Source organism: Streptomyces radiopugnans (assembly GCF_900110735.1).
GTDB classification, from domain to species: Bacteria; Actinomycetota; Actinomycetes; order Streptomycetales; family Streptomycetaceae; genus Streptomyces; species Streptomyces radiopugnans.
Map to the genome: position 1 here is coordinate 24,238 of NZ_FOET01000010.1, position 24,891 is coordinate 49,128.

A 24,891-nucleotide genomic window follows, 5' to 3' on the forward strand; every position below is an offset into this window, starting at 1 on the left:
AAATGTTCGATATTGCCTGAGGGCAAGACACCCTACAGTCATCGGCCGGACACATTCGCGGAGGCAGGCCGCCGTAATCACGAAAAACGGTTGAGATATCAGCCGGATCGTGCGACACACCGCGCCAATTGGCGTATCACCTTCGCGAAACCCCTCTACCGTGTGGTGGGTGAGCAGCAGCGGCCTCATCTACGCAGTCATCGTCGGGGCCTGGGCCGCCTACCTGGTGCCGATGTGGCTCCGCCGGCAGGACGAACTCAACGAGGCTCGTCCGACGGAGCGCTTCGGCACCGCCATCCGGCTGCTGTCGGGCCGGGCGGGCATGGAGCGCCGGTACGCCAGGAACCTCAGGGGGGCGTCCGGGGACGGCGGCCCCGCCGACGGTGACGACCAGGGTGCCCCGGGCGTCGACGTCCGGGCCCTCGCCGACCCCGTGACCGAGCACATCACGGTCCCCGGCCCCGCGACGGTCGCGCGCGCCGAGGCACCCACCGAGGTGCGCCGCCCCCGGCAGGACCAGCAGGACCGACAGGACCGGCCGGGCCGGCCGGGCCAGGTGAGCCAGCCGAGCCAGGTGAACCAGCCGAGCCAGCCGAGCCAGTCGAACCAGGGGCAGAAGGGCCGGGCCAAACTCCTCGCCCGCCGCCGGCGCACCACGATGGTGCTCTTCCTCGCCTTCACCCTCGGCGCGATCGTCGCGGCGGTCGGCGGCATCGCGTTCCTGTGGGCCCCGGCGATCCCGGCCGGGCTGCTGAGTGCCTACATCGCCCATATGCGCGCCCAGGAGAGGCGCCGCTTCGAGTTCGTGATGGACCGGCGCCACGCCGAGGCCGCCGCCCGCCACCTGCGCGAGCGCCGTGCGGAGCGGGCCGCCGACCGTGCGGAGCGGGCCGACCGTGCCGCCGGCGGCCGTGCCGCCACCGGCCGGGGTGCCTCCGGCCGTACCCGGGAACCGGCCCTCGAGCCCGCCTCCGACCCCGAGGCGGACGAGCGGCGAGCCCTGGTGGAGCAGACCGACCACGCCGAGTGGGTGGACGCCCAGCGCCGCGAGCGCACCCCCGCACCGGTGGAGAGCGGCTGGGAGCCCACCCCCGTACCGCTGCCCACGTACGTCAACGCCCCCGTCGCCCCGCGCACCGCCCGGAGCGTGGACCTGGAGGCCCCGGACGCCTGGAGTTCCGCCCGCTCCACCACGGCCTCCTCCGAGCCCGCCCGGCCCTCCGCCCCGTCCTCCTCGCACTCGTCCTCGCCGCGCCACCGCACCCCGCTCTTCGACCAGTACGCGGACGAGGACCGCCCCCGCGCGGCCAACGAGTGACCCGCCCGCCCCGGGTGCCCCCCGGCTACCCGCCCACCGTGACCAGCGCGGAACGGATTTCCGCGCACGGGCATGGGGATGCTAGGGTTTCACCCGTTGCAAGGGCCTGTAGCGCAGTCCGGTAGCGCACCTCGTTCGCATCGAGGGGGTCAGGGGTTCAAATCCCCTCAGGTCCACACCGCAGCAGGAAGCCCCTCCCGGAATCCGGGAGGGGCTTCTTCGTTTTCCGCGTTCACCGGCCCGCAGAGTTGGGTGTTCGAGCCACGATGACGGCTCTGGGCCCTCGGTGCTCCCGCCCGACGGCAGCGTGGGGTGAGTGTGTCCGCGCGCCTCTGCGTCACGGAGTCCCCGGAAGGCCGGGCCGCGGCACGGCGGCCCGGGTCCGGGTCGTGTCAGGCGCAGTTCGGGCCGCAGCCGCATCCGTCCGCGTCGGCCGGGCCGGGGGCCGCCGCGGTGGGGAGGGAGGGAGCGCAGCAGTTCTCGCCCCGCCAGGCCTCGCGGCCTTCCTTGACCGCGACGGCGACGATGACCAGGGCGGCGACGGGGTCGGCCCAGGACCAGCCGAGAGTGGCGTTGAGGAGCAGGCCCACCAGCAGGACGGCCGAGAGGTAGGTGCACAGCAGGGTCTGTTTGGAGTCGGCCACCGCGGAGGCCGAGCCGAGTTCGCGTCCGGCCCTGCGCTGGGCGAAGGAGAGGAACGGCATGATCGCCAGGGACAGGGCGGCCAGCACCACCCCGGGTACGGAGGGTTCGGCCTCACCGGCACCGGTGAGCGCCCGGACCGCGTCGACGGTGACGTAGGCGGCGAGCGCGAAGAAGGAGACCGCGATGATGCGCAGGGTCCTCTTCTCCCTGGCCTCGCGCACCTGGTGGTCGCGAGCGGAGAACTGCCAGGCGACCGCCGCGGCGGAGGAGACCTCGACGGCGGAGTCCAGGCCGAAGCCGATCAGCGCGGCCGAGGAGGCCAGCGTTCCGGCTGTGATCGCGACGATCGCCTCGACGACGTTGTACGCGATGGTCACGGCGACCAGGAGCCGTATGCGGCGGGCGAGGGCGTCGCGCCGGGGAGAAGGCCCCAGGGACAGGGCGGTCATGGGCAGCACCCCTCCTCGTCGGTCTCGACGCAGGTGCGGTCGCTCTCCACCGCCACCACCGCGGTGCGCAGGTCGTCCAGCGCGTGACCGAGGCGCTCGTCGGCCAGTTCGTAGCGGGTGCGGCGTCCGTCCGGCACGGTCACGACCAGGCCGCAGTCGCGCAGGCACGCCAGGTGGTTCGACAGCCGGGTGCGGGAGATCCCGAGGGAGTCGGCGAGGTCGGAGGGGTAGGCCGGGGCTTGCCGCAGGGCGAGCAGGAGCCGGCAGCGGATCGGGTCTGCGAGCGCGCGGCCGAACCGGGCCAGCACCTCGATGTCGGAGGCGACGGTCAACACGCCACGACAGTACACGGAACCTTGAATTCAGAGAAGTGTGAACTCTCGGTCGGGGTGGGGCGCCGCCCGGCCGGGCAGGCTCCGGTGTCCCGTCCGGCGTTCGGCGCCTCAGGTGTCCCAGCGCACGAGGGAGAGTTGCGGGCCGCCGGTGAGGTAGCCGCGGAGGGCGCCGGCGGTGGAGGGGACGAAGTTCCCGGGGATGGCGTCGGTGGGGGTCCAGCGGACCTGGGAGTGCTTGCCCGGTTCGCGGTTCTCGGGCTCGCCGGACCACTCGTGGGCGGCGAAGACGACGGTGAGGTAGCCGTTCGGGGACTCGACGCCCCAGGCCCCGTGGACGACATGGGCCAGGCGCAGGTGTTCGGCCTTCACGATCAGGCCGGTCTCCTCGCGGAGTTCGCGTACGGCGGTCCCGGTGACGGGTTCGCCGGGGTCGCTCTTGCCGGTGGGCAGGTCCCACATCCCCCGCGCGAACCTGGCCCGCGGGCCGCGCTGGAGGAGGACGACGCGGTCGGCGGCCCGGTCGTGGACGATGACGGCCGCGGCCAGCAGGGTCATCGATTCGAGCGCGGGCGGGAGAGCGGTGCGGGTCTCGTGCTCGGGCTGTGCCACGGTCGTCCCTTCGGCGGTCGGACTTCCGAGCATGTCAGGCCGGACGGCCCGGCGGCCGGGGTTCCGCCGGGGCGGTCAGCAGGCCGAGGGCGTCGCGCAGGCCGCGGGGACGGGCCGCGCCCGGCAGACGCAGCCCCCGCCAGCCCGGCCCGGCGACCAGTACGGCGGGGCGCACCCGGGCGCCGCGCACGCCCCAGGCGGTGGCGCGCACCCGGCGCACCAGGGCGGGATCGGCCGTACGGCGGGTCTGGGACCACAGGACGACGGCGGACGGCCCGGTGCGGCGTACGGCCTCCTCCATCGCCCCGGCCGGGACGGAGGCGCCGAACATCCGGATGGCGACGCCGTGTTCGGTCAGCGCGGCGGCCAGGACCTCCAGCGGGAGGGTGTGCGTCTCCTCGGGCGCGCAGGCCAGCAGCACCGGGGCGGAAGGCCCGGGGGGCGCGGGGGAGGCGGCGGACGCGGGGCGCGGCCGGGCCGCCACACGGCGCAGGGCCGAGGAGACGTGCCAGGACAGCAGGTGCTCCACCTCCACGTAGCGCTCCCCGGAGGTGACCCACTTGCGGCCCGCCGCCCGCAGGGTGGGCATGATCACCTCCTCCCAGGCGCCGGCCACGCCGTGCGCGGCGATCGCCCGGTCCAGCAGGTCGTCGAGGGCGGGGGCGTCCAGGCGTACGGCCGCGCGGGCCAGGCCCCGGCACTCCCGGCTCACGCTGCTGCCCACGGGAAGGGTGTTGCCGCCCCCCGCGCGGGCCGGCACGGAGGGTGGTCCGGCGGGTTCGGCGGGTGGTGCGGGTCCGGCTTCGTCGGGTGGCGCGGGCGCGGGTCCGGCGGACGGTGCGGGTTCGTCGGATGGTGCGGGTTCCGCGGGGGCGGGCTGCGCGGGAGCGGGAGAGGACGGCCCGGGCGAGGCGGCGGTGCGCGCCCGGCGGGCGGCCTCCGCCGGGGGCACGCCGGAGGCGGTCAGGCGGCACATGGCCTCCAGTGCCGCGATGTCCCGCGGCGACCACCGCCGGTGACGGCCGTCCTCGCGGACGCTCGGCCCCAGCCCGTACCGCCGGTCCCACGAGCGCAGGGTGGTGGGCGCGACGCCCAGCCGCCGGGCGACGGCGCCGGTGCTGAGTCCCGCCTGCCCGGGCGGGGGTTCCAGAGGGTCCGCCATGCTTCCAGGGTAGTCGACGCAGAAACGATGCAACTTGCTGTCAACCGTCATGCGCTCCACCGTGGCAGTACCGAAGCGCACCCCGCGCCCGGTGGGAGGAGCGAAGCCATGACGCTTGCGACGGTCCAGGCGGCGGCCCCTCGTCCGGAGGCGCTCGCACAGCCGCGCCGGCCGGCCCCCGGCGGCGCGACCGCGGCCGAGGAGGAGGTGGCCCGGGCCCTGGCGCGCGGCGAGGAGTGGGCCCTGGCCGAGCTCTTCGAGCGCTGGGGCACGCTCGTCCACACCCTGTCCGCCCGCGTCCTGGGCGACACCCAGGACGCGGAGGACGTCACCCAGCAGGTCTTCCTGGCCGCCTGGCGCGGCCGGGGCACCTACCGGCCCGAGCGCGGCTCGCTGCCGGGCTGGCTCGTCGGCATCACCCGCCGGGTGACGGCCGACGCGCTGTCCGCCCGCGCCCGGCGCCGTGAGCCGGCCGCGGCGGGCTCCACGTTCCCACCCGCCGCGGCCGGACCCCATCCGGACGAGGTCCTGGACCGCCTCCTGGTCGCCCGCGCGCTGGCCGGACTGCCCGCCGTCCAGCGCCGGGTGCTCTTCCTGGCCTTCTACGAGGACCTCACCCACACCGAGATAGCCCGCCGCACCGGCCTGCCCCTGGGCACGGTCAAGGCGCACGCCCGCAGGGGGCTGCTGCGGCTGCGCCGGCGGATGGAGGCCGTCCGGTACACCCCGTGACCCTCCGCGAACTCCCGTGAGGAGACGGTGAACCATGAAAATCCGCGACGAACTGCCCATGGACCACCGGCTGGCCGGTGTCTACCGCTACGGCGCGGCCGTCAGCGGCGTCGTCCTGCTGGCCTTCGGAATCCTCGGATTCGCCAACCGGCTCGACTTCTTCGACACCACCGGCTCCCGGATAGCGGGGCTGTCCAGCAACGGCCTGCTGAGCCTGATCTCCGTGACCGTCGGGGCACTTCTGGTGTCCGGAGCGGTCATCGGCGGCAACTTCGCCTCCACCCTCAACATGACGGTCGGCGCGCTGTTCATCCTCAGCGGCTTCGTCAACCTGGCCCTGCTGGAGACGTCGGCCAACATCCTGGCGTTCCGCATGCCCAACGTCATCTTCAGCTTCCTCATGGGCCTGGTGATCCTCACATTCGGGATGTACGGGCGGATAAGTGGCGGACTGTCCCACGACAACCCATACTGGCTCAGGCGCCACCCCGAACAGGCCGCCGCCGAGGAGGAGCGCAGGCGCCGCCTGGCAGCGGCGGGGATCGGCGCGGCGGGCCGCACCCCCGAGGCTCTCGGAGCGCGGGGGAACGGCCCGAACCGGCCCGCTCTGAACCGTGACAACGACCGTGGAAGCGCCCGCGGAAGGGCGTAGCGGCAAGCCGACCGACCGACCCCCCACAACAGGCGACGGGTAATCAGTTCGCGAAACCCGCCGCCAACCGCATCCGAAAGGGCCGGCAGTCCGGAAGAGAGGGTGAAGCCCCGCGTCCGAGCGGGGCTCCCACGAAGGGAAATCCCGATGATGAACTCGCGCAGCAGGAAGATCGTCTCCGTCACCGCCGGCGCGTGCGCGCTGTCCCTGGCCGTGGCCGTACCCGCCTCCGCGGACGCCCATGAGCAGGGCGGGAAGGCGTCGGTCTCGGTGTTCCACGGCGTCCCCGGCCTCACCGTGGACGTCTACGCCAACGGAAACGAACTGCTCCCCGACTTCGAGCCCGGCACCCTGACCGAGCCTCAGTCCCTGGACCCGGGCACCTACGACATCGAGGTCTTCGCGGACGGCGAGGGTCCCGACGGCGATCCCGCCATCCAGAAGAGCGTCGAGGTACCGGCCGGTGCGAACGCCACGCTCGCCGCGCACCTGAACGCGGAAGGCGACCCCGTGCTCACCGCCTTCGTCAACGACACCTCCAAGGTCCCGGCCGGGCAGTCCCGGCTGACCGTCCGCCACGTGGCCGCCGCTCCCGCCGTGGACGTCCGCGCGGGCGGGGAACCGGTCATCGAGGGCCTGACCAACCCCAACGAGGAGTCGCTGGAGGTGCCCGCCGGCACGGTCAGCGCCGACGTGGTCCTCGCCGGCACCGAGACGGTGGCCATCGGCCCCGCCGACCTGGAGCTGGCCGAGGGCGCCAACACCGTCGTCTACGCCTGGGGCAGCGCCGAGGACGAGAACCTCGCGCTGAAGACGCAGACGATCAGCGGCATGGCCTCCGCGCCGGGCGGCGTGAACGCCGGTGAGAGCGGCGCGATGGCCGCGGACAACGAGTCCGCCACCGCCTGGCTCGCCTGGGGCACCGCGGGCGCCGTCGCGGTCGCCGGTCTGCTGGCCGCCCGTCGCCGCTACGCCCGGGACAACTGACGGCCATGCGTGCCTCCATCAGGGGCGGGCGGCCCTCCGCGGCGGCCGTGACGGCCGCCGCGGTGGTCGCCGCCGTCCTGGCGGCGCTGCTGGCCTGGTCTCTGCGGCCTTCCGGGGCCGCGGAGCCGCAGGGCTTCGGCGAACGGCCGCGGGACCAGGAGCCCGCGGCCGGTGCGCCGTTCGAGATCCACGACAGCGAGGCGGACGGCGCGGGGAAGGCGTCCGCGGCTCCCGCGCCCGAGCCGACGGCACTGAGCATCCCCCGGCTCTCCCTGGACGCCCGCGTCCAGGGCGTCGGGGTCGAGGACGACGGCACGGTGGAGGTCCCCGGGAACGCCGGGCAGGCCGGCTGGTACCGCTACGGCCCGGCGCCGGGCGCCCCGGCCGGATCCGCCGTCATCGTCGGCCACGTCGACGACCGCACCGGCGATCTGGGCGCCTTCGCCAAGCTGTACGGCGTCCGCGAGGGCGACGACGTCACCGTCGAGCGGGAGGACGCCCCGCCGCTGCGGTACGAGGTGACGGCCAGTGAGGTGGTCGGCAAGGACGCGCTCCCCGAGGAGGTGTTCCGGCGCGACGGGCGCCCGGTGCTGACCCTGGTCACCTGCGCGCCCCCGTACGACCGCGAGCGCGGCGGTTACCAGAGGAACCTGCTGGTCTACGCCGTCCCGGCCGGGAGCTGAGACCTGAGCCCGGGGCGGGGACCGGGACCATACGGGGCGGCGGGCGCGGTACGGTCCGACGGGAGGGCCGCAGCGGAAGGCGGCGAGGCAGCAGGGCGAGAAGGCGAGGAGGGCGGCGTGGACCACTGCGATCCCGTGCTGCTGGCCGCACTCGCCTTCCGCGAGGCCTCCGAGCAGGAGAACCGTGCCGCCGAACGCCATCTGGAGCACTGCGCCGCCTGCCGCGAGGAGCTGAGGGCCCTGCGGGAACTGGCGGACACCGCCCGCCGCGCCGCACCCGCCGACCGCGTGCCCGTACGGCCGCCCCCGCGCGTGTGGGAGGCCATCGCGGCCGAGCTCGCCGCCGAGCGGCGGGACGGCACGGGGAACGACAGGGGGAACGGCACGGGAGGCCGCCCGCGGTGACGCCGGTCAGCCGGCGGGGATCAGCGTGAGGTAGGCCATCCCCAGCACACCCCGGTAGTGCAGCCAGGCGGACCGGTGCCTCTCCACCCGCTCCCCGACCCCGGCGGCCGACGGGTGGTCGCCGTGGCTCGCCAGCCACTCCTCGGTGTCGGCCAGATAGCCCGACTCGAACTCCTCCCACTCGTCCTCGTTCGCCGTCTCGATCCACTCGACCCGGAAGCCGGCGCCCACGGCGGCGTCCACCAGACCCGCCAGGGGAAGGTGGTCCGAGGCGGAGGCCCCCGGCCACATGCCCGAGAGCTCCGCGGCTGTGGGGGTGCGCTGCCAGAAGCCCTCGCCCAGCAGGACGCGCCCGCCCGGGGAGACCAGCCCGCGAAGCTCCGCGAGAGCGGGAGCGGTGTGGTCGGGCGGCTCGGCCGAGGTGAGGGCGTGGCTCGCCCCGAGGCACAGGACGAGGTCGGCGGGGCCGCGCGTGGTGTGCTCGGCGGACTCCCGGACGAACTCCACCCGGTCGGCCAGGCCGCGCGCCCCCGCGCTCCGGCGGCCGCGCTCCAGGTCCTCGGCGCGGATGTCCAGGCCCGTGCCCGTGGCGCCGGGCACGGCCTCGAGCACACGCAGCGTCATCTCGCCCCAGCCGCAGCCGATGTCCAGGACGGTGGCGGGGCGGTTGCGGGCGAGGCGTCCCGCGATGCGTTCGGCCCGCGCCCCGGAGAGGGGCCCGTGGAAGGTGAGACGGGTCAGGCGGGGCGGCGCGTCGGTGTCGGTCACGCCGGGAACGCTAGCGACGCGGATGGCGGCGGGACAGCGAATATCGGCGGCCACGGCGGAAGCCGGCGCGCGGCGACGAGGCGTACCGCGGGTAACCGAAACGAGACCGGGACGTGACCGCACCGTGGGCAACCCCGCCGGGGGGCCGGAGGTCGGGAAACCCGGGCGCCGAGTACGCGGCACGCGCATCGCGTACGCGCCGTGCGCGCCCGGACACTTCCGACCACCGAGGAGATGCGAAGAGTGCGACGCCACTCGAGGCACAGACTGTGGCAGCGGGCCGTCGGCGGCCTGACCGTCGCCGGAATGCTGGCGGCCGGCGCCGTCGGCACGGCCAACGCGGAGGAGCCCGGGGGCGCCGCGCCGATCCCGGTGGCCTTCACCGGACCCGACTCGTTCGACCTGTCGCTCCAGGCGGGGGAGCCCGCCGAGGGCGAGGCCCAAATCGAGGTGGGGCTCAAGGGGCCCGGCGAGGCCGATCCCGACCACGAGGGCGTCATTCTCCCCATTCACCAGGGGAAGTACACCGTCACCATCGACGCGACCGGCCTGGAGGGCGTCGCGGACGTGGACCTGCCCTGCGACGCCGACGGCCTGGTGGCCGTCTGCACCGAGTACGAGCTCTACGCGGGCGACGTGTACAACCAGAACTGGGACATCGGCCTCGCGCCCGGCGCGGAGAGCGAGGCCGGGGACACCGGCACCATCACCGTCACCGGTGAGGGCGAGGGGCTGGAGTTCACCGAGCACGGCATCGACGTGCTCGTCGGCGGCCCCGAGTTCCGCATGCGCGCGCTGACCGAGCCCGAGGGCTTCGCCGCCGGCGACACCTTCGAGGCCCCGCTGGGCTTCCGCAACGTCGGCGGTGTGGCCGCCGACGGGGTCATCCTGCGGTTCACCGGCTCGCGCGGACTGTCCTTCCCCCAGGAGTACGGCAACTGCGCGTACGCCGTGGAGAACGAGGGCAACCTGATCCGGATGCGGCGCGTCGCCCTGTGCGCCTTCGAGGGCACCTTCGAGAAGGGCACCTCCTACGAGGTCGGCGAGCCGGTGAAGGTGAGCACCGCCGACTTCGCGCTCAACGACGTCTTCTCCTACAGCTTCACCGCCCTCTCCCCCGAGGAGGCGGACCGGCTGCGCGCGGGCGGCGACTACCGCCAGGGCAAGGGCGCCGAACTGACGCTCAGGCAGGCGAAGGGCGACGGCGACCACGTCCGGTACGCCGAGCTCGACTTCCCGACGAAGAACACCTACGACCTGGACCTCACCGGCGACCGGGCGGACGGGAAGAAGGGCGAGACGGTGGCGGTGGACGTCACCATGCACAACCGCGGCCCGGGCTGGATCGGATCGCTGCGCGCGGGCGGCGAGCCCATCGGCTTCACCGTGGACATCCCCGAGGGCGCGACGGTGGCCAAGGCGCCCAGGGCCTGCGGTCCGCACAACGTCGAGGGCGTGGAGCAGCCCGGCAGCTACCTGTGCTGGGCCGGCACCCCGATGCTGGAGGACAGCCGGGAGGACTTCGCCTTCGAGCTGCGGATCGACAAGGTCGTCGAGGGCGCCAAGGGCCGGATCCACATGCCCAAGTGGGACAACCCCTGGGAGGGGAACCCCGCCAACGACGACGGCTGGATCGTGCTGAACGGCACCGGCGACGAGGAGACCCCCGGGGACGGCGACTCCAACGGCTCCACCGGCGGTACGGGCGGCTCCGGCTCCGAGGGCAAGGGCGGCGACGGCGAGGACGGCGGTGAGGGCGACGGCGACGGCGGTTCCACCGGTTCCACCGGGACCTCCGGCGGCGAGAGCGCGGACGGCAGGCTGGCCTCCACCGGCACGACCGCGCTGACGGCGGGCGGCCTCGCCCTGCTCCTGCTGGCCGCGGGCGGCACGGCCGTGGTGACCGTGCGCCGCCGCCGTGCGGCGGGAGCCGGTGCGGGCGGTGCGGGCGGCGCGGCGGCCTGACCGCAGGCGCTGCCGAAGCACGAGGGGGTGGGCCCGCCGGTTCCGGCGGGCCCACCCCCTTTCGCACCCTCTTCGTGCCCCTGCCCCGCCCCCGCCCGTCAGCCGGCCGGTACGCCGACCGGGCCGTCGGCGGGGAGGCGCTCCACGGCGCCGGCGAGCGCCTCGGCGTCGGCCGCGTCGAGCCCGATGCCGAAGACGTCCCCCAGCACCTCGGGCACCTCGCGCGGCTTCAACTCCCGCGTCAGGCGGGAGCCGTCCGCGCGGGCGGTGGTCACCCAGGTCGCGCCGTACAGCGCCTGGCGGACGTCCGGGCCGGTGCGCTGGACGATCGGGCGCCGGACGAACGGCGAGCGGGGATGGGTGGAGACGTAGTGGTTGCCCACCGCCCAGTCGATCGCGTACTGCGGGTTCAGGGTGAAGGCGTGCAGGTCGGACCAGTCCTCCCCGGCCCCGCGCCGCTCGTGGAGCGTCCACTCCTCGGCCTCCGCGGTCGCGCCCAGGGGCGTGGCGGTCCGCTCCAGCCGGAACTCCCAGCCGTCGGCGGAGGTCCGCGCGCCGTCGGCCAGTTCGAGCGGTTCCAGCGGGCTGCCGCCGAAACCGACGTCGCAGATCCACACCCGCCCGGTCTCCGCGGTCTCGGCCGTCTCCACACGCAGGACGGCGTGGGTGGCGGGGCGTACGCGGCCCGAGCCCATGCCCACGCGGGAGGTCAGGCCGCCGACGCCGAAGCCCAGCCGCTCCAGGGCGGCGGCGAAGAGCCGGGCGTGCTCGAAGCAGTAGCCGCCGCGCGCCCGGCGCACGATCTTGTCCTGGAGGGCGGGCAGGTCGAGCGGGACCGGCCGGCCCAGGACGATCTCCAGGTTCTCGAAGGGGACGCCCAGCACGTGCGCGCGGTGCAGGGCGCGCAGGGTCGCCTCGGTCGGTGAGCGGTCCCCGGCGTGGCCGATCCGGGCCAGATAGGCCTCCAGGTCCAGCTCCGCGCCGTCCCAGCCCCGGTCCGGGCCGGGCTCGCCCGTGCTCTCCGCGTCCGTCATGGCCGTACGCCTCCCCGTCGCTTCCGTCCGTGCCGGCCGGTGGGAACCGGCCGGTGGAAACGAACCTAGGGCCTCAAGCGGGCTTGAGGTCAAGCGACGGCAGGAGGGCGTCCCGGCCCGGCCGCCCGGCGCCCCCGGCGCGGCGGCCCGGCCGGCGGCTCAGCGCAGCGGCTTGGCGTAGCAGCGGCTGTTGGGCTCGTGGCGGTAGACCCCGAACTTCTCGGTGGGCGAGTAGCCGCTCGACTCGTACAGCGCCATCGCCTCCGGCTGCTTGGTGCCGGTCTCCAGCACCATCCGCAGCCGTCCCGCCTGCCGCGCGTCCTCCTCCAGCAGGGCCAGGATGCGGCGGGACAGGCCCTGGCGCCGAGCCTCGCGGACCACGAACATCCGCTTGAGCTCGGCGTCGCCGTCGCGGTAGTTCTCCCCGTTCTCGTCCATCGCCCGCCAGCCGCCGGTGGCGACGGGCCGGTCCCGCTCGTCGTACGCGATCAGGAACAGGCCGCTGGGCGGCGAGAACATCCCGGGGGCCAGCGGTGTGACGTCGCCCTCACCGCCGTAGCGCTCGGCGTACTCCAACTGCACCAGGTCGGTGAGCTTCGCGGCGTCGGGATGGTCGTAGGGGACGGGCGTGATGCGCATGCCCGCATCGTAAGGTGCCGGGGTGCTGACGATTTCGACGGTCAATGTGAACGGGCTGCGCGCCGCCGCGAAGAAGGGCTACACCCAGTGGCTGGCCGCCACCGACGCGGATGTGGTCTGCCTGCAGGAGGTGCGCGCCGAGCCGGACCAACTCCCCGGCGAGGTACGCGATCCGGAGGGCTGGCACGCGGTGTACGCCCCCGCCGCCGCCAAGGGGCGCGCGGGCGTGGCGGTGCTCACCCGGCGTGCGCCGGAGGAGGTGCGGGTGGGGTTCGGGGTGAGCGAGTTCACGGACTCCGGCCGCTATCTGGAGGTGGACCTGCCGGGCCTGACCGTCGCCAGCCTCTACCTGCCCTCGGGCGAGGTCGGCACCGAGCGGCAGGAGGAGAAGGAGCGCTTCATGGAAGCCTTCCTGCCCTACCTCGCCGGACTGCGCGAGCGCGCCGCCGCGGCCGGCCGCGAGGTCCTGGTCTGCGGCGACTGGAACATCGCCCACCGGGAGGCCGACCTGAAGAACTGGAAGGCCAACGGGAAGAACTCCGGCTTCCTGCCCGAGGAGCGCGCCTGGCTCGGCCGGGTCTTCGACGAGGCCGGCTACGCCGACGTCGTCCGCCGCCTCCACCCCGACCAGGACGGGCCGTACAGCTGGTGGTCCTACCGGGGCCGCGCATTCGACAACGACGCGGGGTGGAGGATCGACTACCACGTCGCCACCGAGCCGCTGGCGCAGCGGGCGGTGAAGGCGTACGTGGAGCGCGCGGCCGACCACGCGGGCCGGTGGAGCGACCACGCGCCGGTGACGGTCGTCTACGCGCCCTGACGGCCCGGGGCGCCGTCCCCCCCGCCGTCCCCCCCGCCGCCCTCGCCGCTCCCGCCCGGCAGGAGCGTGGTGGCCAGACGGCGGGCCTCCGCCAGGAGGGGGCCCAGCACCGCCAGGCCTTCGGGGACCGCGGCGGCGTTCCGGGGGAGCTCGGCGCGGAGCCGGTCCTGCTCGGCGCGGACCTCCCCGACGGCCTCGCGCAGTTCGCGGCGGGCGGCCTCCGGGTCGTCGCCGGTGACCGTGCGCCCGTAGGCGTCCAGGGCGGCGGCCACCTGCCGCAGGAAACCGGCGTACGGGCGGGTGACCTCGTGGCCGGGGCGGGGCACCTCGTCGCTCTCGTCGGCCGCCTCCAGCAGGGTCCGGGTCAGGGCGACCAGGCGCTCGGCGACGTCCTCCAGCGTGGGCAGCGTCTCCTCGTACACCGCCGCCAGCCGCGCCGCCTCGGCGCGGCGGCGGCTCTCGGGGTTGAGGCGGAGGCTCTCGCGGCTCCAGCCGATCGAGGACTCCACGCCGCGGATCAGCCGGGGCAGGCGGCAGGCCCGGTCGTACCAGGTGCGGATGCGGCCGTACTCCCAGGGCTCGTCCAGCCCCTCCGCGACCTCGGTCACGATCTCCCGCGCCTCGCGGACGGCGGAGTCCACCGCGTCGCGCGCGCTGCGCAGATGGACGGGCGGCAGGACCAGCGCGTTGACGCCGACGCCGACGGCGGTGCCGAGGAGGGCGGCCAGGACGCGGGAGACGGCCGAGTCGAGCGTGGCCTCGCCGGGGACGAGGGTGAACAGGGCGGCCGTGGAGGCGTAGATGCCCTGGGCGCCGAAGCGGGGCCAGTTGCCCAGCAGGGTGGTGACGGGCAGGACGAGGACCATCACCAGCACCGGATGGCCGAGGGGGATGACCAGGGCCGCGGCGAGCACCGTGCCGACGGTGATCGCCATCGTCTGCTGGAGCCCCTGCCACACCGAGCGGTAGATGGTCGACTGCACCAGGACCACCGCCACCCAGGGCGCCATCAGGGCGAAGGCGTCGGGCAGCAGCCAGGCGGCGGCCAGCCAGGCCAGGACGGCGGCGAGCGCGGCCTTGAGGGACTGGACGACCGCGTCGCGCTCCCGGCCCGGCCCTTGCAGGGCACGGCGCAGGGAGCGGGCGCCCCAGGCGGCCTCGGCCCGCACGGCGCGCACGGTACGGGTCGCGAGGGAGGGGCGGTCGGACTGTGCCGCGGATGCGGACTGTGCGTGCACCATCGAGGTACGGGTTGCCGTGCGGGCGGCGGCCATACATGCGTGTACGGCGCTTCGCGGGCACGGCGCCGTGAACAGGTCACGGGGCGGCCGCGCGGCGGCCGTCGGGTGCCGTGCCCGGTCGGCCGTGCCCGAAGGCCGGGCCGGCCCGGTCAGTCGCCGCGGCCCTGCGGCTCCCCGTCCGGCCCTCCGGGTCCCCCGTCCGGTCCCCGCCGCTCCTGCCGTTCCGCACCCGCCTCCTCCTCCGGGCCGTCCGGCCGCGACCAGCTCTCCAGTTCCGCGCGGACGCGGCGGTCCATGGCCAGTGCCAGTTCGACGTCGACCACCTGCTTGGCCAGCGGGCGCAGCCGGTCCATCACTTCGGACAGGCGCCGCAGGTCCTCCGGGGAGAGCTCGCGGACGTCGGTGAACAGACGGGCGCGGACGAGGTTGGTGAACAGGTCGGCGACGGCGTCGGCGTGCTCGCGCACCACGCGGCCGGCCTCCAGCACGGCCTCCAGCGGGATGCCCTCGCCCACCAGGGCGGTGGACGCGTCGAGCAGGCGGCGGCTGACGTGGACGACCTCGTCGCCGTCGACGGCGACGTAGCCCAGGTCCAGGGCGGCGGCGAGGTTCTCGGAGGTGACCTCGTCGGGGAAGTGCGCGGCGAGGTCCTCGGGGGTGAGGCGGACGGGGGTCTCCTCCGACCAGGGCGAGACCAGGGTGCTCTCCAGGCCGAGCAGTTCGGCCGCGCCGCCCGCGTCCCGGCCCTTCTCGAAGGCGTCGATCAGGTCGGCGATCCCGCCGAGGGTGTGGCCGCGGGACAGCAGTGCGGAGATCGTCCGCAGCCGGTTGAGGTGGTGCTCGTTGTACCAGGCGATACGGCCCTCGCGGCGCGGCGGCGGGAGGAGTCTGCGCTCGCGGTAGAACCGCAGGGTGCGCACGGTGATGCCGGCGGCCCTGGCGAGTTCGGCCGTGCGGTACTCGGCGGGCGGGGCCGTGCCGTCTTCCTCCGGCCCGGCCTGTGCGTGTGCCGCGCCGTCCGCCCGTCCGCTGTCCGCCGATGATCTGTCCGCCACACCGGAGAGCCTATGCGGCGGCGGTGGCCGGATGTCCGGACCAGGGGTGCAACCGGCGGTAACTTTCCCTCGCCGCACCCCTACCCATCGGTATGTTCCTGCTCTACCCTCCAACCATGCCAGTGATTACTGGCGTGTTTCATGTGCGAGGACACACCGGAGTCGGGAGGCGGCATGGCCGGACACGAACACGTACGGGTGGCGGTGATCGGATCGGGGTTCGGCGGCCTGGGCGCCGCCGTACGACTGCGCCGCGCGGGCGTCACGGACTTCGTCGTACTGGAGCGCCGCGACTCCGTGGGCGGCACCTGGCGCGACAACAGCTACCCCGGGTGCGCCTGCGACGTGCCCTCCCACCTCTACTCGTTCTCGTTCGCGCCCAACCCCGACTGGCCGCGGAACTTCTCCGGGCAGGAGCACATCCGCGCCTACCTGGAGAAGGTCGCCGACACCTTCGGGCTGCGCCCGCACATCCGCTTCGACTCGGAGGTGCTGCACGCCCGCTGGGACACCGGGGCGCTGCACTGGGAGATCGAGACCGGCCGCGGGACCCTGACCGCCGACATGCTCGTCTCGGCCACCGGCCCGCTCTCCGACCCCAAGATCCCCGACGTCCCCGGCCTGGACGGCTTCACCGGCAAGGTCTTCCACTCCGCCCGGTGGGACCACGACTACGACCTGCGCGGCAAGCGCGTCGCCGTGATCGGCACCGGCGCGTCCGCCATCCAGATCGTCCCCTCGATCCAGCCGCTGGTGGACAGGCTCACCCTCTTCCAGCGCACCCCGCCGTGGGTCATGCCGCGCATGGACCGTGAGATCAGCAGGGCCGAGCGCTGGCTGCACGCCAAGGTGCCCCCCACGCGCGCGCTGCGCCGCCGGATGCTCTGGCTGATCAGGGAACTCCAGGTCGGCGCCTTCACCAAGCACCCCGCGCAGCTCGGCCTGGTGGAGAAGCTGGCCAGACACCACATGACCAAGGTCGTCAAGGACCCGGTGCTGCGCGCCAAGCTCACCCCCGACTACCGCATCGGCTGCAAGCGCATCCTGCTGTCCAACACCTACTACCCGGCGCTGGTCAAGCCCAATGTGGACGTGGTCGCCTCCGGTCTGGAGGAGGTGCGCGGCAACACCCTGGTGGCCGCCGACGGCACCGAGGCCGAGGTGGACGCGGTCGTCTTCGGCACCGGCTTCCACGTCACCGACATGCCGATCGCCCAGCGCATCACCGGCGCGGACGGCATCACGCTGGCCGAGGCCTGGAAGGACGGCATGGAGGCGCTGCGCGGCTCCACGGCCGCGGGCTTCCCCAACTTCATGACCGTCATCGGTCCCAACACCGGCCTCGGCAACAGCTCGATGATCCTCATCATCGAGGCGCAGCTGAACTACATGGTCGACTACCTCGGGCAGTTGGGGACGCTCACCGCCGGATCGGGCGGCCGGGCCGCGCTCGACGCCCGCCCCGAGGCGGTGCGCTCGTGGACCGACCACGTCCAGCGGCGGATGGCGCGCACCGTGTGGAACACCGGCGGCTGCGACAGCTGGTACCTGGACGCGAACGGCCGCAACACCACCGTGTGGCCGGGCACGACCGGTGAGTTCGCGAAGGTGACCAGGCGCGTGGACCTGGCCGAGTACGAGGTGCTGCGGGCCCCGGCCCGCGCCGGACAGCGGAAGGCGGAGGCGACCCGATGAGCCGTGGACCCCGTACGGCGGGCGGCGCGTACGCCCCGCCCGCCCCGCGCCGCGAACTGACCGTCACCTCCGCCGACGGCTCCCGGCTGCACGTCGAGGAGCACGGGCGCGAGGACGGGCCCACGGTCGTCCTGGTGCACGGCTGGACCTGCTCGACCGCCTTCTGGGGCCCCGTGGTCCGGCGGCTGGCCGACGAGCACCGGGTGTTCGTCTACGACCAGCGCGGCCACGGCCGCTCCCCGGCCGTCGGCCCCGGCGGCTACAGCACCGACGCCCTCGCCGACGACCTGTGCGCCGTCCTGGACGCCGCCGGGTCCCGGGCGGTCGTCGCCGGGCACTCCATGGGCGGCATGACGGTCATGGCCGCCGCCGGGCGCCCGCAGGTGCGCGAGCGCGTCGCCGCCGCGCTGCTGTGCAACACCGGCAGCTCCCGGCTGCTGCACGAGTCCACCGTCGCGCCGCTGAGAGCGGGCGGGCTGCGCTACCGGATCCAGAAGGCGGTCCTCGGCTCCAGCCTGCCGCTGGGGCCGGTGACGCCGCTGGGCATGCGCGTCCTGCGGTACGCCACGATGGGGCCCGGCGCGACGAAGGAGCAGATGGAGGTGTGCGCCCGGATCGTGCACGCCTGCCCGCGCGCCGTACGCGCCTCCTGGGCCCGGAAGGTCCTGGCAGTGCTGGACCTGGACGCCAACCTCGCCTCCCTGGACCTGCCCGTCGGCGTCATCGCCGGCGAGAAGGACCGGCTCACCCCGCCGGTGCTCTCCCGCCGCCTCGCCGAGGCGCTGCCGAACTGCACCGGCCTGACCGAACTACCCGGCCTGGGGCACATGACGCCCCTGGAGGACCCCGACGCCGTCGCCGGCGAAGTGGCCGCGCTGGTGCGCGGCCACCTGGCGGGCGGCGTACGGCAGGAAGCCGCACAGCGGAAGACACCGCCGGCCGAGGCGCCGGCCGGGAAGGAGAGCGCGTAATGGCACGCAGGGACCTCCGGGGCCAGGTAGCGGTGGTGACGGGCGCGGCCCGGGGCGTGGGCGAACTCCTCGCCCGCAGGCTGGCGGCGCGCGGCGCACGGCTCGCGCTGGTCGGGCTGGAGCCGGACGAGCTGAAGAAGGTCGCCGAGTCGCTGCCGACGGACTCCGCGCACTGGCACGCCGACGTCACCGACCACCCGGCCATGTCCCGCGTGGCCCGCGAGGTGCGCGAGCGCTTCGGCGCGGTGGACATCGTCGTCGCCAACGCCGGGGTGGCCACCGGCGGCCCCTTCACCGACTCCGACGAGACCGCCTGGCGCCGGGTCGTCGAGGTCAACCTGCTGGGCAGCGCCACCACCGCCCGCGCCTTCCTGCCCGCCCTGATCGAGTCGCGCGGCTACCTGCTCCAGATCGCCTCGCTCGCCGCGATCACCCCGGCCCCGATGATGACGGCGTACTGCACCTCCAAGTCGGGCGTGGAGGCCTTCGCCCACAGCCTGCGCGCGGAGGTCGGCTACCAGGGCGTGCGCGTCGGCGTCGGCTACCTGAGCTGGACCGACACCGACATGGTGCGCGGCGCCGACCAGGACGAGGTGCTGCGCGACCTGCGGGCCCGGCTGCCCTGGCCGAGCAACAAGACGTACCCGCTGGGCCCGGCCGTGGACCGGATCGTCGTGGGCATCGAGCGGCGCTCGTTCCACGTCTACGGGCAGTGGTGGCTGCGCGGCATGCAGTCGGTCCGCGGCTACCTGCCGGGGATCATCGGCCGGGTCGGGCAGCGCGAGATGAAGCACTTCGCACCCCGCCTGGCCGCCTCCGGCGGCCCCCGCGGACTGGTCGGCGCGGGCGGCGCGGCGGACGAGAAGGAGCGCACCGAGGGCTGAGCGGGCCCTCCCCGTCCGGGGGCCCTCCCCGTCCGGGGGCCGGCGCGGTGGCTGTGCCACCGCGCCGGCCCCCGCCTCACGTACCCGCCGGGCCCCCGGCGTCACGGCCGTCCTCGTACGAGCCGAACACGTGCACCACGAGACCGGTCTCGCCGGGGGCGGCCGGCACGTGCAGGGTCTCGTAGTCCAGGGTGAGCAGCCCGGCCGTCGGGTGCCGCAGCCGTTTGCGCCCGGCCGCGCACATCACGACCTCGCCGGTGGCCCAGATCCGCCGGAAGTCGGCGCTGCGGGCGGACAGTCCGGCCAGGAGCGCGGCGAGTTCCGCGTCGTCGGGGTAGCGGCCCGTGGCGACCCGCAACTGGCCCACGGCCTCCGCCGCCCTGTCCTCCCAGTCGGGGAAGACGGTCCGGGAGGCGGGGTCGAGGAAGAGGTACCGGGCCTGGTTCCGGTCGCGGCGGCCGGGGTCGCCCAGACCGCCGATCAGTTCGGCGCCCAGCTCGTTCCAGGCCACCACGTCGGTGCGGTGGTTCGTCACGAAGGCCGGCAGGCGGCCCATGGAGTCCAGGATCCGCCGCAGCAGCGGGCTGACCCTGGCCCTGGGCGCGGGACCGCGCCTGGCGCCGACCAGGGTGCCCAGGTGCCTGCGCTCGGCCGCGTCCAGGCCCAGCGCCCCGGCGAGCGCGTCGAGCACCTCGGGGGACGGCTGGGTGGCCCGGCCCTGTTCGAGGCGCACGTAGTAGTCCACGCTGATCCCGGCGAGCTGGGCCAGCTCCTCGCGGCGCAGCCCGCGCACCCGCCGCCGGCGGCCGCCGGGGAGGCCCACCTGCTCCGGTGTGACGCGCCCCCGGCGGGCGCGCAGGAAGGAGCCGAGCGCCCGCCGGGCGTCGCCTATCCCGTCGATTCCGTCGATCCCGCCGACTCCGCCGGCGTCTTCGGTCCTGCCGGTCCCGTCGATGAGTTTCCCGCCGTCCATGCGGTCCAGTATGGGTGGCCCTCGCGGTACCAGGACCGCCGTTCCGCCGGCCGAACCGGGTACTGGCTGCCCGTACGCGCCCGGGGGAACGTGGCGGCATGACCGAAGCCGTACCGAAGCAGTCCAGGAAGATCCTCGTCGTCAGCGCCCACCCCGACCCCCGCTCGCTCACCGCCTCCCTGACCGCCTTCGCGGTCGGGCACCTGCGCGAGGCGGGGCACGAGGTGCGGGTGTCCGACCTCCACGCGATGAAGTGGAAGGCGGTGGTGGACGCCGACGACTTCCCCGACCGCCCCGCGGACCGGCGGCTGGACCTGCTGACCGCCGCGGAGGAGGCCGCCCGGACGGGGCGGCTGTCGCCGGACGTCGCCGCGGAGCAGGAGAAGGTGCGCTGGTCGGACGCGGTGGTCCTGCAGTTCCCGCTGTGGTGGTTCTCGGTGCCGGCGATCCTGAAGGGCTGGATGGACCGGGTGTTCGTCCGCGGGTTCGCCCACGGCCCGGGGCTTCCACCGCCCTACGGCGAGGGCGTTCTGGCGGGGCGGCGGGCGCTGATGTCGGTGACGGCCGGCGCCCGGGAGTCGTCCTTCTCCGACCGGGGCGTCCACGGGCGGCTGGCGGACCTCCTCCACCCGTTCCAGCACGGCCTGTTCTGGTTCACCGGCATCGCGCCGCTCGAACCCTTCGCGGTGTACGACGCGAACGTCCTGCCCGGGGACCGGTTCGAGGCGGCGAAGCGGGAGTACGGGCGGCGGCTCGACCGGCTCTTCACCGACGAGCCGGTCCCGTACCGGTCGCTCACCGGCGGCGACTACGACCGCGACATGCGGCTGCTGCCGGGCGTGGAGGCGCCGGGGACGAGCGGCCTGGACCTGCACGTCCGTCCGCGCGGCTGAACGCCCGGGTCCGGCGGGCACCCGCCCGCCGGACCCGGTCCCGGACGCGGACGGCCGTCCGCGTGCCTAGGCGTTCGGCCTGTCCTCCTCGTCCCACTCCGCAGGGCTGTCCTCGTGGGGGTGGAGCTTCCAGTCCTCCTGCTCGCGGTCGCGGGTCTCCGGCCGCCGGGAGCGGTCATCGCCCTCGCGGGGACCGCCCCCCTCGCGGGAGCCGCCCCGCGCCGTCTGGCGCCGGTCCCTGATCTCGCTGAAGTCGTCCGAGTGCTTGTCCGACTTGCCCATGCGCACTCCCGGAAGTCGTCGGGACGGTCGGGTCACCACCAGGCTGGCACGCCCGCGGGCACCCCGCACATCGAGCGGTTCACGGCCGCGGCGGCAGCGGGGGACGGCTGCGGTCGGGGACGTCGTCGTAGCCGGGCGGGGCGGCGGCCGGGTGGCGTTCCAGCAGGTCCAGCGCGGTGCGCACCGCCGTCTCCAGCATCGGGTGGTGGTCCTCGGCCCAGTCCGTCGGGGTGCGCAGCACCTCGATGTCGGGCTCCACGCCGTGGTTCTCCACCGACCACTTGTACTCGTCGAACCACGCCGCGTTCATCGGCACCGTGATGACCGTGCCGTCGCCGAGCCGGTGGCGCCCGGTCATGCCGACCACCCCGCCCCAGGTGCGGGCGCCGACCACCGGGCCGATGCCCAGCAGCCGGAACGCGGCGGTGATCATGTCCCCGTCGGAGGCGGTGGCCTCGTCGGCCAGGGCCACTATCGGGCCGCGCGGGGCGTTGGACGCGTAGCTGACCGGCCGGGCGTGGCGCACCAGGTCCCAGCCGAGGATGGTGCGGGTCAGCGCCTCGACGACCAGCTCGCTGATGTGGCCGCCCGCGTTGCCGCGCACGTCCACGATCAGCGCGGGCCGGGAGACCTCCATGCGCAGATCGCGGTTGAACTGCGCCCAGCCGGAACCGCCCATGTCGGGGATGTGCAGATAGCCGCACCGGCCGTCGCTGAGCCTGCGCACCACCGCGCGCCGCCGGCTCACCCAGTCCTGGTAGCGCAGCGGGCGCTCGTCGATGAGGGGGACGACGGCGACGCGGCGGGGGCGGTGCGGGACGGCGTCCGGACCGTCGCCGGGCTCGGTGGTCAGGAAGGCCAGCTCGACGGTGGTGCCGCCGGCCGCCGCCAGCAGCGGGAACGGTCCGGCGTCCGGGTCCACCGGGCGGCCGTCGACATGGGTGAGCACCGAGCCCTCGCGGATGCCGGAACCGGCCAGCGGGGAGCGGGCCCGGGAGTCGGAGGAGTCGCCGGGCAGGATGCGCCCCACCCGCCAGCGGCCCTCCCCGTCGCGGGCGAAGTCGGCGCCCAGCAGCCCGATCGGCCGCTGGTAGTGGGCCGGGCCCTCGTTGCGCCGGGCCGGCGAGACGTAGGCGTGGGAGGTGCCCAGCTCGCCCACCGTCTCGCGCAGCAGGTCGGCGAACTCGTCCGGGGAGGCCACCCGTTCGACCAGCGGGCGGTACTGGTCCAGGATCGCGTCCCAGTCCACGCCGGACATGCCCGGGTCCCAGAAGTAGGACCGCATGATCCGGCCCGCCTCGTCGAACGCCTGCCGCCACTCGGCGCGCGGATCGGCGTCGTGCAGGATGCGGCGCAGGTCGAGGTGGGTGGTGGAGTCGGAGTCGGCGTGCTCGTTGGCGGGGACGGCCCGCAGGTCGCCGTCGTCGTTGACCACCAGGCGGGTGCCGTCGCCGCTGACCGCGAACCAGTCGATGTCGCTGGTCAGTTCGGTGCGCTTGGCCTTGACCAGGTCGAAGTGCTCCAGGGTGGGGCGGCCGGAGGTGTCGGCCGGGTTGGCGAAGGTCTCGCCCAGCGCCCCGGAGATCGGCCAGCGCAGCCAGACCAGCCCGCCGCCGCTGACCGGATGGAGCGAGGAGTACTTCGAGGCCGCCACGGGGAAGGGCGTGACGCGGCTGGCCAGCCCCTCGGCCTCCACCAGCACCGTCCCCTCCTCCCCGGCCGCCTCGCCGAGGGCGTCCGGGTCCAGTCCGCCGGCCGCCGGGCGGCCCTCGGGGGAGAGGGCGAACGGCGAGGGCGTGGCCGACGACAGCGGCACCAGGTACGGGCGGCAGCCCAGCGGGAAGGACAGGTCGCCGGTGTGCACGTCGTACACCGGGTCGAAACCGCGCCAGGAGAGGAAGGCGAGATAGCGGCCGTCGCGGGTGAAGACGGGCTGCTCGTCCTCGAAGCGGCCCTCGGTGACGTCCAGGATGGTGCGGTCGGACAGACGGGCGATCCGGATGCGGGTGAGAGCGCCGTCGGTGCCGGGGTGGGCCCAGGCCAGCCACTGGGAGTCGGGGGAGAAGGCGAGGTGGCGGACGGGGCCGTTGACGGAGCCGACCAGCTCGGCGACGCCGGCGGCTCCGGTTCCGGCACCCTCCGGCCCGGCACCCTCCGGCCCGGCGGCCTCCCCGCCTCCGGCGCCACCGCTCCCGGCGCCCCCGCCCCCGCTCCCGCTCTCGTCCCCGGCGTCCACCAGCAGCAGCCGCCCGTCGTGCGAGGCGACGGCCAGGGTGGCGCCGTCCGGCGAGGCGATCAGCTCGTGCACCCGCCCCAGCCGCCCCGCGGCGAGCCGCACCGGCTCGCGGGCGCCGGTGGCCCGCGGCAGGTCGGCGATCTCCACCGCGTCCTCGCCCTCGGCGTCGGTGACGTAGGCGATCCGGCCGGTCGAGCCGAGCATCTCCGGCAGCCGCACCCGCACCCCCGGGGTGTCGGCGATCACCCGTGCCGGGCCGTCGCGGTGGGTGAGCCAGTACAGGCTGCCGCGCACCCCCACCGCGCTGGCGCGCCCGGTGGTGTCCACGGCCAGGGAGTTCACATGGCCCGCGGCCGACACCTGGTAGACACGGCGCCCGGCGCGCGGCCCCGCCAGCCGCACCGGCAGCCGGCGCGGCCTCGCGCGCGGCGAGAAGTCGTCCACCAGCCACAACTCGCCCGCGCACTGGTACACCACGCGCTCGCCGTCGGTGGAGGCGTGGCGGGCGTAGAAGTCGGCGTGATCGGTGTGGCGGCGCAGGTCGGTGCCGTCGGGCAGGCAGGAGTAGAGGTTGCCCACCCCCTCGTGGTCGGAGAGGAACGCGATCCGGCCACCGACGATCATCGGGCAGTCCAGATGCCCGTACAGCTCGGGCACCAGGCGCTCGCCCTCCAGCCACAGCCGTCCCATCGCGCCGCCGCGGTAGCGCTTCCAGGAGGCCGGCTCGTGGGGCGGGGTGCCGGTCAGCAGCAGGGTGCGCCGCTCGCCGCCGAGATCGGCGACGGCGAGGTTCGACACCGGGCCCCAGGGCAGCTTCTCGCCCGGACCGCCGCCCGCCGGCAGCCGGTAGGCCCAGGCGAAGTGCGAGAACGGCTGGCCGTGCGAAGCCACGGCCAGGATGTCCCCCTCGGGCGTCCAGCCGCAGACCTGGGTGTCCACCGCGCCCCAGTACGTCAGTTGCCGCGACGGCCCGCCGTCGACCGGCGTCAGGTGCACCTCGGGGTCCAGGCTGCGCCAGTTCGTGTACGCGATGTGGCTGCCGTCGGGGGAGAAGCGCGGGTGCCCGATGCGGGTGCGGTCCACCGTCAGGCGCCAGGCGCGCGGTGGTTCGGCGGCCCCGGGCGCGAGCGGGGCGATCCACAGATCGTCCTCGGCGGTGAAGCAGAGCAGGTCGCCGCTGAGGTGCGGAAACCTGAGGTACGCCCCGGAGGGGTCCGGGGAGGGGGGAACGGAGGTGCCTGGGGATCCGGAGGTCGCGGTCATCTCTCCCATGGTCGGCAGCCGGGCGGCGGGCGGCAACTCCTGGGAGCGGCGCGGCGGTCGGCGCTCCGGGTCTCACCGGCGGGAGCGGGCCGCGCCGCGCGGCGGCGGGGCCGGGAGACCGGCCTGGTCCGGTGCGGGCCGCGCTGTCCGCGGGGGAGTGCGGCCCGGGGTTCTGCGCGCCGTGCTCCGGGCTCG

The 24,891-nt window shown here is 74.9% G+C and carries 24 protein-coding genes and 1 tRNA gene; 13 read left to right on the forward strand and 12 right to left on the reverse strand.

Annotated elements, in window-relative coordinates:
• Positions 1-169 precede the first annotated feature (169 nt).
• On the forward strand, positions 170-1,318 hold the full coding sequence (gene sepX / locus BMY40_RS17930; RefSeq protein WP_093661051.1) for a divisome protein SepX/GlpR: 1,149 nt from the start codon (positions 170-172) through the stop codon (positions 1,316-1,318).
• Positions 1,319-1,420: 102 nt separating this feature from the next.
• Positions 1,421-1,494, forward strand: a tRNA-Ala gene (locus tag BMY40_RS17935).
• A gap of 216 nt (positions 1,495-1,710) precedes the next feature.
• On the opposite strand, the gene BMY40_RS17940 is transcribed toward BMY40_RS17935, so the two are convergent.
• The 4 genes from BMY40_RS17940 to BMY40_RS17955 form a co-directional block, all read right to left on the reverse strand.
• The gene (locus tag BMY40_RS17940) at positions 1,711-2,412 is read right to left on the reverse strand and encodes a cation efflux transmembrane domain-containing protein (protein ID WP_093660783.1); all 702 of its coding nucleotides are present in this window, start codon (positions 2,410-2,412) and stop codon (positions 1,711-1,713) included.
• The gene (locus BMY40_RS17945) at positions 2,409-2,747 is read right to left on the reverse strand and encodes an ArsR/SmtB family transcription factor (protein ID WP_093660785.1); all 339 of its coding nucleotides are present in this window, start codon (positions 2,745-2,747) and stop codon (positions 2,409-2,411) included. The genes BMY40_RS17940 and BMY40_RS17945 overlap by 4 nt, the downstream gene beginning before the upstream one ends.
• Positions 2,748-2,855: 108 nt before the next feature.
• Positions 2,856-3,389, reverse strand: a complete 534-nt coding sequence (locus tag BMY40_RS17950; RefSeq protein ID WP_093660787.1) for an NUDIX domain-containing protein — start codon at positions 3,387-3,389, stop codon at positions 2,856-2,858.
• A 1-nt stretch (position 3,390) separates the two neighbouring features.
• Positions 3,391-4,518: a MerR family transcriptional regulator gene (locus BMY40_RS17955; protein ID WP_093660789.1), complete on the reverse strand. Its 1,128-nt coding sequence runs from the start codon at positions 4,516-4,518 to the stop codon at positions 3,391-3,393.
• Positions 4,519-4,626: 108 nt separating this feature from the next.
• Here BMY40_RS17955 and BMY40_RS17960 point away from each other — a divergent pair, with 108 nt between their 5' ends.
• The 5 genes from BMY40_RS17960 (at position 4,627) to BMY40_RS17980 (ending at position 7,977) form a co-directional block, all read left to right on the forward strand.
• Complete coding sequence (locus BMY40_RS17960) at positions 4,627-5,250, forward strand: sigma-70 family RNA polymerase sigma factor (RefSeq protein WP_093660791.1); 624 nt, start codon at positions 4,627-4,629, stop codon at positions 5,248-5,250.
• A 34-nt stretch (positions 5,251-5,284) separates the two neighbouring features.
• Positions 5,285-5,902, forward strand: coding sequence for a DUF4383 domain-containing protein (locus tag BMY40_RS17965; protein ID WP_093660793.1), 618 nt, complete (start codon positions 5,285-5,287; stop codon positions 5,900-5,902).
• A gap of 147 nt (positions 5,903-6,049) precedes the next feature.
• Entirely contained in the window at positions 6,050-6,889 is an 840-nt protein-coding gene (locus BMY40_RS17970) for a DUF4397 domain-containing protein (RefSeq protein ID WP_093660794.1), read from the forward strand.
• A gap of 5 nt (positions 6,890-6,894) precedes the next feature.
• On the forward strand, positions 6,895-7,572 hold the full coding sequence (locus BMY40_RS17975; RefSeq protein WP_093660796.1) for a class F sortase: 678 nt from the start codon (positions 6,895-6,897) through the stop codon (positions 7,570-7,572).
• A gap of 117 nt (positions 7,573-7,689) precedes the next feature.
• Complete coding sequence (locus tag BMY40_RS17980) at positions 7,690-7,977, forward strand: zf-HC2 domain-containing protein (RefSeq protein ID WP_093660798.1); 288 nt, start codon at positions 7,690-7,692, stop codon at positions 7,975-7,977.
• A gap of 6 nt (positions 7,978-7,983) precedes the next feature.
• Here BMY40_RS17980 and BMY40_RS17985 read toward each other — a convergent pair whose 3' ends face one another.
• Positions 7,984-8,745, reverse strand: a complete 762-nt coding sequence (locus tag BMY40_RS17985) for an SAM-dependent methyltransferase (protein ID WP_245770156.1) — start codon at positions 8,743-8,745, stop codon at positions 7,984-7,986.
• Positions 8,746-8,979: 234 nt separating this feature from the next.
• Here BMY40_RS17985 and BMY40_RS17990 point away from each other — a divergent pair, with 234 nt between their 5' ends.
• Positions 8,980-10,710: a COG1361 family protein gene (locus tag BMY40_RS17990; protein WP_425443136.1), complete on the forward strand. Its 1,731-nt coding sequence runs from the start codon at positions 8,980-8,982 to the stop codon at positions 10,708-10,710.
• A gap of 98 nt (positions 10,711-10,808) precedes the next feature.
• Here the strand turns inward: BMY40_RS17990 and BMY40_RS17995 are convergent, their stop codons facing one another.
• Positions 10,809-11,744: an arylamine N-acetyltransferase family protein gene (locus BMY40_RS17995; protein WP_093660804.1), complete on the reverse strand. Its 936-nt coding sequence runs from the start codon at positions 11,742-11,744 to the stop codon at positions 10,809-10,811.
• 159 nt (positions 11,745-11,903) lie between these two features.
• Complete coding sequence (locus tag BMY40_RS18000) at positions 11,904-12,383, reverse strand: GNAT family N-acetyltransferase (RefSeq protein WP_093660806.1); 480 nt, start codon at positions 12,381-12,383, stop codon at positions 11,904-11,906.
• Positions 12,384-12,405: 22 nt separating this feature from the next.
• On the opposite strand from BMY40_RS18000, the gene BMY40_RS18005 reads away from it, so the two are divergent.
• The gene (locus tag BMY40_RS18005; protein ID WP_093660808.1) at positions 12,406-13,203 is read left to right on the forward strand and encodes an exodeoxyribonuclease III; all 798 of its coding nucleotides are present in this window, start codon (positions 12,406-12,408) and stop codon (positions 13,201-13,203) included.
• Here the strand turns inward: BMY40_RS18005 and BMY40_RS18010 are convergent.
• Both BMY40_RS18010 and BMY40_RS18015 read right to left on the reverse strand, forming a co-directional pair.
• On the reverse strand, positions 13,191-14,372 hold the full coding sequence (locus tag BMY40_RS18010; protein ID WP_177214049.1) for an FUSC family protein: 1,182 nt from the start codon (positions 14,370-14,372) through the stop codon (positions 13,191-13,193). The genes BMY40_RS18005 and BMY40_RS18010 overlap by 13 nt on opposite strands.
• Before the next feature lie 221 nt (positions 14,373-14,593).
• Entirely contained in the window at positions 14,594-15,499 is a 906-nt protein-coding gene (locus BMY40_RS18015; protein ID WP_093660812.1) for a MerR family transcriptional regulator, read from the reverse strand.
• Positions 15,500-15,673: 174 nt separating this feature from the next.
• Here BMY40_RS18015 and BMY40_RS18020 point away from each other — a divergent pair, with 174 nt between their 5' ends.
• Genes BMY40_RS18020 through BMY40_RS18030 form a run of 3 tightly spaced genes read left to right on the forward strand, consistent with a single transcriptional unit; the run spans position 15,674 to position 19,049 of the window.
• Positions 15,674-17,194, forward strand: coding sequence for a flavin-containing monooxygenase (locus tag BMY40_RS18020; RefSeq protein ID WP_093660814.1), 1,521 nt, complete (start codon positions 15,674-15,676; stop codon positions 17,192-17,194).
• Positions 17,191-18,165 (forward strand): alpha/beta fold hydrolase, encoded by a 975-nt coding sequence (locus BMY40_RS18025; protein ID WP_093660816.1) that lies wholly within the window; start codon positions 17,191-17,193, stop codon positions 18,163-18,165. The genes BMY40_RS18020 and BMY40_RS18025 overlap by 4 nt, the downstream gene beginning before the upstream one ends.
• Positions 18,165-19,049 carry an SDR family oxidoreductase gene (locus BMY40_RS18030; RefSeq protein WP_093660818.1) on the forward strand — a complete coding sequence of 295 codons (885 nt, stop codon included), beginning with the start codon at positions 18,165-18,167 and terminating at the stop codon, positions 19,047-19,049. Before BMY40_RS18025 ends, BMY40_RS18030 begins: the two co-directional genes overlap by 1 nt.
• 76 nt (positions 19,050-19,125) lie before the next feature.
• Here BMY40_RS18030 and BMY40_RS18035 read toward each other — a convergent pair whose 3' ends face one another.
• Complete coding sequence (locus BMY40_RS18035) at positions 19,126-20,022, reverse strand: helix-turn-helix domain-containing protein (RefSeq protein ID WP_093660820.1); 897 nt, start codon at positions 20,020-20,022, stop codon at positions 19,126-19,128.
• Between the two features lie 98 nt (positions 20,023-20,120).
• Between BMY40_RS18035 and BMY40_RS18040 the strand changes: the two genes are divergently transcribed.
• Positions 20,121-20,915 (forward strand): NAD(P)H-dependent oxidoreductase, encoded by a 795-nt coding sequence (locus BMY40_RS18040; protein ID WP_093660822.1) that lies wholly within the window; start codon positions 20,121-20,123, stop codon positions 20,913-20,915.
• Between the two features lie 66 nt (positions 20,916-20,981).
• Here BMY40_RS18040 and BMY40_RS18045 read toward each other — a convergent pair whose 3' ends face one another.
• Together BMY40_RS18045 and BMY40_RS18050 are read right to left on the reverse strand one after the other, a co-directional pair.
• A complete protein-coding gene (locus BMY40_RS18045) occupies positions 20,982-21,197 on the reverse strand; it encodes a hypothetical protein (protein WP_093660824.1) in 216 nt (71 codons plus the stop codon).
• Between the two features lie 79 nt (positions 21,198-21,276).
• The gene (locus BMY40_RS18050; RefSeq protein ID WP_245770157.1) at positions 21,277-24,696 is read right to left on the reverse strand and encodes a S41 family peptidase; all 3,420 of its coding nucleotides are present in this window, start codon (positions 24,694-24,696) and stop codon (positions 21,277-21,279) included.
• Between the last annotated feature and the right edge of the window lie 195 nt (positions 24,697-24,891).

Coding starts and splice junctions, on each gene's coding strand:
- BMY40_RS17940 (WP_093660783.1), bottom strand. CDS start 2,412: ATGACCGCCCTGTCCCTGGGGCCTTCTCCCCGGCGCGACGCCCTCGCC.
- BMY40_RS17950 (WP_093660787.1), bottom strand. CDS start 3,389: ATGCTCGGAAGTCCGACCGCCGAAGGGACGACCGTGGCACAGCCCGAG.
- BMY40_RS17955 (WP_093660789.1), bottom strand. CDS start 4,518: ATGGCGGACCCTCTGGAACCCCCGCCCGGGCAGGCGGGACTCAGCACC.
- BMY40_RS17960 (WP_093660791.1), top strand. CDS start 4,627: ATGACGCTTGCGACGGTCCAGGCGGCGGCCCCTCGTCCGGAGGCGCTC.
- BMY40_RS17965 (WP_093660793.1), top strand. CDS start 5,285: ATGAAAATCCGCGACGAACTGCCCATGGACCACCGGCTGGCCGGTGTC.
- BMY40_RS17970 (WP_093660794.1), top strand. CDS start 6,050: ATGATGAACTCGCGCAGCAGGAAGATCGTCTCCGTCACCGCCGGCGCG.
- BMY40_RS17975 (WP_093660796.1), top strand. CDS start 6,895: ATGCGTGCCTCCATCAGGGGCGGGCGGCCCTCCGCGGCGGCCGTGACG.
- BMY40_RS17990 (WP_425443136.1), top strand. CDS start 8,980: ATGCGAAGAGTGCGACGCCACTCGAGGCACAGACTGTGGCAGCGGGCC.
- BMY40_RS17995 (WP_093660804.1), bottom strand. CDS start 11,744: ATGACGGACGCGGAGAGCACGGGCGAGCCCGGCCCGGACCGGGGCTGG.
- BMY40_RS18000 (WP_093660806.1), bottom strand. CDS start 12,383: ATGCGCATCACGCCCGTCCCCTACGACCATCCCGACGCCGCGAAGCTC.
- BMY40_RS18020 (WP_093660814.1), top strand. CDS start 15,674: ATGGCCGGACACGAACACGTACGGGTGGCGGTGATCGGATCGGGGTTC.
- BMY40_RS18025 (WP_093660816.1), top strand. CDS start 17,191: ATGAGCCGTGGACCCCGTACGGCGGGCGGCGCGTACGCCCCGCCCGCC.
- BMY40_RS18030 (WP_093660818.1), top strand. CDS start 18,165: ATGGCACGCAGGGACCTCCGGGGCCAGGTAGCGGTGGTGACGGGCGCG.
- BMY40_RS18035 (WP_093660820.1), bottom strand. CDS start 20,022: ATGGACGGCGGGAAACTCATCGACGGGACCGGCAGGACCGAAGACGCC.
- BMY40_RS18040 (WP_093660822.1), top strand. CDS start 20,121: ATGACCGAAGCCGTACCGAAGCAGTCCAGGAAGATCCTCGTCGTCAGC.
- BMY40_RS18045 (WP_093660824.1), bottom strand. CDS start 21,197: ATGGGCAAGTCGGACAAGCACTCGGACGACTTCAGCGAGATCAGGGAC.
- BMY40_RS18050 (WP_245770157.1), bottom strand. CDS start 24,696: ATGACCGCGACCTCCGGATCCCCAGGCACCTCCGTTCCCCCCTCCCCG.